Origin of the sequence: Rhodococcus sp. MALMAid1271, assembly GCF_049195265.1 — a bacterium.
Classification (GTDB): Bacteria; Actinomycetota; Actinomycetes; order Mycobacteriales; family Mycobacteriaceae; genus Rhodococcoides.
In genome coordinates this window covers 1-3,429 of sequence record NZ_JBMIRQ010000112.1, presented here as the reverse complement: position 1 = coordinate 3,429, position 3,429 = coordinate 1, and the positions used below count along the sequence as shown (strand labels likewise).

General features: G+C 62.3%; 7 protein-coding genes. 4 read left to right on the top strand and 3 right to left on the bottom strand.

Annotated features, from left to right (window positions below; translation table 11 throughout):
* From ACOQFP_RS21780 to ACOQFP_RS21770, 3 genes are all read left to right on the top strand, one after another.
* On the top strand, positions 1-143 hold a 143-nt coding region (locus tag ACOQFP_RS21780), incomplete at its 5' end, for an acetyl-CoA carboxylase biotin carboxyl carrier protein subunit (RefSeq protein WP_421584262.1).
* Between the two features lie 68 nt (positions 144-211).
* Positions 212-640 (top strand): DUF1707 domain-containing protein, encoded by a 429-nt coding sequence (locus tag ACOQFP_RS21775; RefSeq protein WP_341245380.1) that lies wholly within the window; start codon positions 212-214, stop codon positions 638-640.
* Positions 637-1,323, top strand: coding sequence for a haloacid dehalogenase type II (locus ACOQFP_RS21770; RefSeq protein WP_421585500.1), 687 nt, complete (start codon positions 637-639; stop codon positions 1,321-1,323). The genes ACOQFP_RS21775 and ACOQFP_RS21770 overlap by 4 nt, the downstream gene beginning before the upstream one ends.
* A 6-nt stretch (positions 1,324-1,329) precedes the next feature.
* On the opposite strand, the gene ACOQFP_RS21765 is transcribed toward ACOQFP_RS21770, so the two are convergent.
* Genes ACOQFP_RS21765 through ACOQFP_RS21755 form a run of 3 tightly spaced genes read right to left on the bottom strand, consistent with a single transcriptional unit; the run spans position 1,330 to position 2,709 of the window.
* Positions 1,330-1,626: a hypothetical protein gene (locus ACOQFP_RS21765; protein WP_421585499.1), complete on the bottom strand. Its 297-nt coding sequence runs from the start codon at positions 1,624-1,626 to the stop codon at positions 1,330-1,332.
* A gap of 31 nt (positions 1,627-1,657) precedes the next feature.
* Positions 1,658-2,302: a class I SAM-dependent DNA methyltransferase gene (locus tag ACOQFP_RS21760; protein WP_421585498.1), complete on the bottom strand. Its 645-nt coding sequence runs from the start codon at positions 2,300-2,302 to the stop codon at positions 1,658-1,660.
* A gap of 5 nt (positions 2,303-2,307) precedes the next feature.
* Positions 2,308-2,709, bottom strand: coding sequence for a VOC family protein (locus ACOQFP_RS21755; protein ID WP_421585497.1), 402 nt, complete (start codon positions 2,707-2,709; stop codon positions 2,308-2,310).
* A 169-nt stretch (positions 2,710-2,878) separates the two neighbouring features.
* On the opposite strand from ACOQFP_RS21755, the gene ACOQFP_RS21750 reads away from it, so the two are divergent.
* A complete protein-coding gene (locus ACOQFP_RS21750) occupies positions 2,879-3,385 on the top strand; it encodes an alpha/beta fold hydrolase (protein WP_421585496.1) in 507 nt (168 codons plus the stop codon).
* Positions 3,386-3,429 lie beyond the last annotated feature (44 nt).

Below are 3,429 nucleotides of genomic sequence, written 5' to 3'. Positions count from 1 at the left end.
AAGCAGGAGACCTCATCGCCGTCCTCGAAGCGATGAAAATGGAAAACCCCGTCAACGCCCACAAAGCAGGCACCATCACCGGCCTGACCGTCACCGCAGGCGACGCCATCACCCAAGGCACCGTCCTCACCGAAATCAAGTGACGACACGTCCGTGACTCGAAGCGGAATTCGGCACTGATTCGAAACTCGGGTCGCGCTACCCTGTAGCCATGTCGGAGCCTCCAGAAATTCGTATCGGCACAGTCGACCGGGAAAAAGCACTCGAGGCGTTGAGCCAGCACTTCAGCGAGGGCCGTCTGACGGTTCCCGAGTTCGACGAGCGCAGTGCCAGCATCGCTTCCGCCATGACGCGTGGGGAGCTCGACAAGGTCTTCGTCGATCTCCCCGCAGCCGCGGACACGTCCCGCAAGCCCGTTCAGCTCGGGAAGTCGGAAGTTTCGGCCGACACCGGCGGCGGCGGTGTCGACTGGGCCGCAGTGGTGATGCCACTGGTCATCTTCGGTTCCTTGGCGTTGTTCTTCCTCACCGATTTCGACCAGAAATGGCTGTTCTTCCTTCTCATTCCGCTTGCCGGCGCGCTCTTGTCCGCCGGCGGGCAATCCACGAAGAAGAAGAAAAAGAAGAAGAAGGATCGTTGAAGGCTCTCCTGTTCGACGTGTTCGGCACCGTCGTCGACTGGCACACCAGCGTCGCCCGCGAGGTGCGATCCATGTGTGGTCCGGATGTCGACAGTGTTGCCTTCGCCGACCGCTGGCGCAGCCTGTACCAACCGGCGATGGAAGAGGTGCGCTCCGGCCGCCGGCCCTTCACCCGGCTCGACGTACTGCATCTGGAATCTCTCCGACTCGTGCTCTCGGAGTTCGGCGTTCGGTTGCACGACAACGACGTGGATGTGTTGAATCGGTCGTGGCATCGACTGGACCCCTGGCCGGATTCGATTCCCGGCCTCACCCGGCTGCGCACCGAGTTCATCATCGCCCCGCTCTCCAACGGCAATGTCTCGCTGCTGCTCGACATGGCAAAGAACGCCGGACTGCCGTGGGACGCAATCCTCGGAGCAGAACCTGTCCAGGCCTACAAGCCCATGCCCGAAGCGTATCTCCGCACCGCAGATCTTCTGGATCTCGAGCCGAGCGAGTGCATGATGGTGGCCGCGCACAACAGTGACCTCGCGGCGGCCGCGGGCTGCGGCTTCGCAACGGCATTCGTCGCCCGTCCCCTCGAGCACGGTCCCAGTCAGACCACCGACCTCACCGCCGAAGCCGAGTGGACACACAGCGTCGACTCGATCGATTCTCTCGCAACACGATTGGGCTGCTGACAACCATTACCGGGTCAGCGGAATCAGCTGGTGCGCAATCCATGCGTCCACGTCCCGGTGCGAACGGAAGCGAACAATCGTCAGCTCCGGGCGGCGCACGCTCAGTCGCTGCACTCGCTCGGTCGTCGACCGGTAGGTGTTCCATGCCCACCGAACGACGTGCTCGCGGTCGAAGAAGATGCGGTGCAGGGAGGGTTCGATGTTGCCGTTCCACAGCTCACGCCTACCGAGCCTTCGCCGTAGCGTCCGAATCATCACCTGCCGCATGACTGTTCGGCGCGGCAGGTCGAGCCACAGAAACAACTGGGCAACGGTGCGTCCGGTCCGAGGATCACTACTGTCTCGTTCGTGTGCGCGCCATCAGATAGGCCTGCGGTGTCGGCTCGTATCCCACCGGAGCCCGGTGCACTCGAACCTCGATCTCGAAGCCGGCGTCGACCAGCATCTTTTCGATATCGTCCGGGTCCAGTCGGTAGGCGTCGTACGAGACCGAGTGTCCGTAAACATGTTCGAGCCGCACTCGCTCGTCGCCGGATTGAAATGCCAGCAGCAGCAGACCATCTGCTTCCAACGCTCGGTTCAGTTCGGCGAATACCGCTGGCAGCCGCTCGGGCGGCGTGTGGATGATCGAATACCAGGCCACGATGCCAGCGAGGGCTCCGTCCCCGGCGTCCAGTGCCTCCATCGATCCGACATCGAATCTCAGGTGTGGGTATTCACGCCGCGCAACCTCGATCATGTTGGGCGACAAGTCCATCCCCGCTACGTCGAGGCCGAGTCGGTGCAGATGCTCGGTGACGCGGCCGGTTCCACAGCCGACCTCGAGAACCTCACCTACTGGAACTCTTTGTGCGAACGTCGCCAACAGACCGTGCTCGAGGTGCTTACCGTCGAGTTCGTCGCGAACGAGGTCGGCATAGCTTTCGGCAACGGTGTCGTAGGCCGTCCTCGTCATCGAAACATGCTGTTGTTCGGCCACAGTGGCTACGGTACCGGCTCACCCGGCGTCGGCAGGTACGAGTGCGTCAGCATCTCGAAGAAGTGCCCGGTCGGGTCGCGGAAATACACTCCGCGGCCCCCGTGGTCGGTGTTGACCTTACCGGGTTCGGTCATCCGAGGGTCGGCCCATTGTTCGACGCCAAGGTCTTCCAGCCTGGTGTAAGCCGCGTCGAACAGATCGTCGCTGACCCGAAACGCATAGTGCTGAACTTGAATATCGTCGAAGGGCGGCTCGGCGAATTGAACGAGAGTTCCATCGGTGAGTTGCACGTTGACGAACGGCCCCCAAGATGACGCTTCCGGCAGAGCGAACAGCTCGCGAAAGAACGCCGCAGAATCGGAACTGTTCTTCGCAACAACGATGGTGTGATCGAACGAAATGGACACTCGCTGCCTCCTGGGCAGTACGACGCCTCCATGCCTGACGCAGTCCGTCATCGACACGCGACGCTGCCAATGATGCTCGCACGGACCCCGAATACGAGTCAACCGGTGAATTCATCACCGTAATTCGGTCTTCTCCCATGACAACATCGCCTCGGAAAGGAACCCCAGCGTGGTAGGAGCACTTCTGTTCGTTCATGGTGCCGGCGGATTCGTCGACGACGCGGAGCTGGCGCACGGGTTGGCCGACGCTCTCGGTCTCGACCTTCGGATGCCCGAGCTGTCCGACACCGCAATGGGTTTCGAGGACTGGGCCGAACCGGTTCGCCGACACCTGGACCGGCTCGGACCTGAGGATTCGGTGATTGCGCATTCCTTCGGCGCGTCGATCCTCGTCAGGGTCTTGGCAGAACATCACAGGCCGTGGCCCGTGCGTGCCACTCTGCTGGCGATGCCGGACTGGACTCCGCGAGGGTGGGACGTCGCCGACTACGCGTTCACCGGCCCCGAGCCCGAAGCAGATCTGGCGCTCCTGCACTGCGGGGACGACGACGTGGTTCCCGTTTCTCACCTGGCGCTGAACTCGACGGTTCTGCCGTCGGCGAGAGTGATCGAATTCCCGACCGGTGGACATCAGTTCGACGGCATGATCGACGCAATCGCGGCGGCCTGGACATAGCACCCCGTCGTGCGCCTTTTGCGTACCTGGAGGTACGCAAAAGG

Excerpts from the sequence above, each read along its gene's own strand:
- ACOQFP_RS21775 (WP_341245380.1), top strand. The coding sequence starts at position 212 with ATGTCGGAGCCTCCAGAAATTCGTATCGGCACAGTCGACCGGGAAAAA.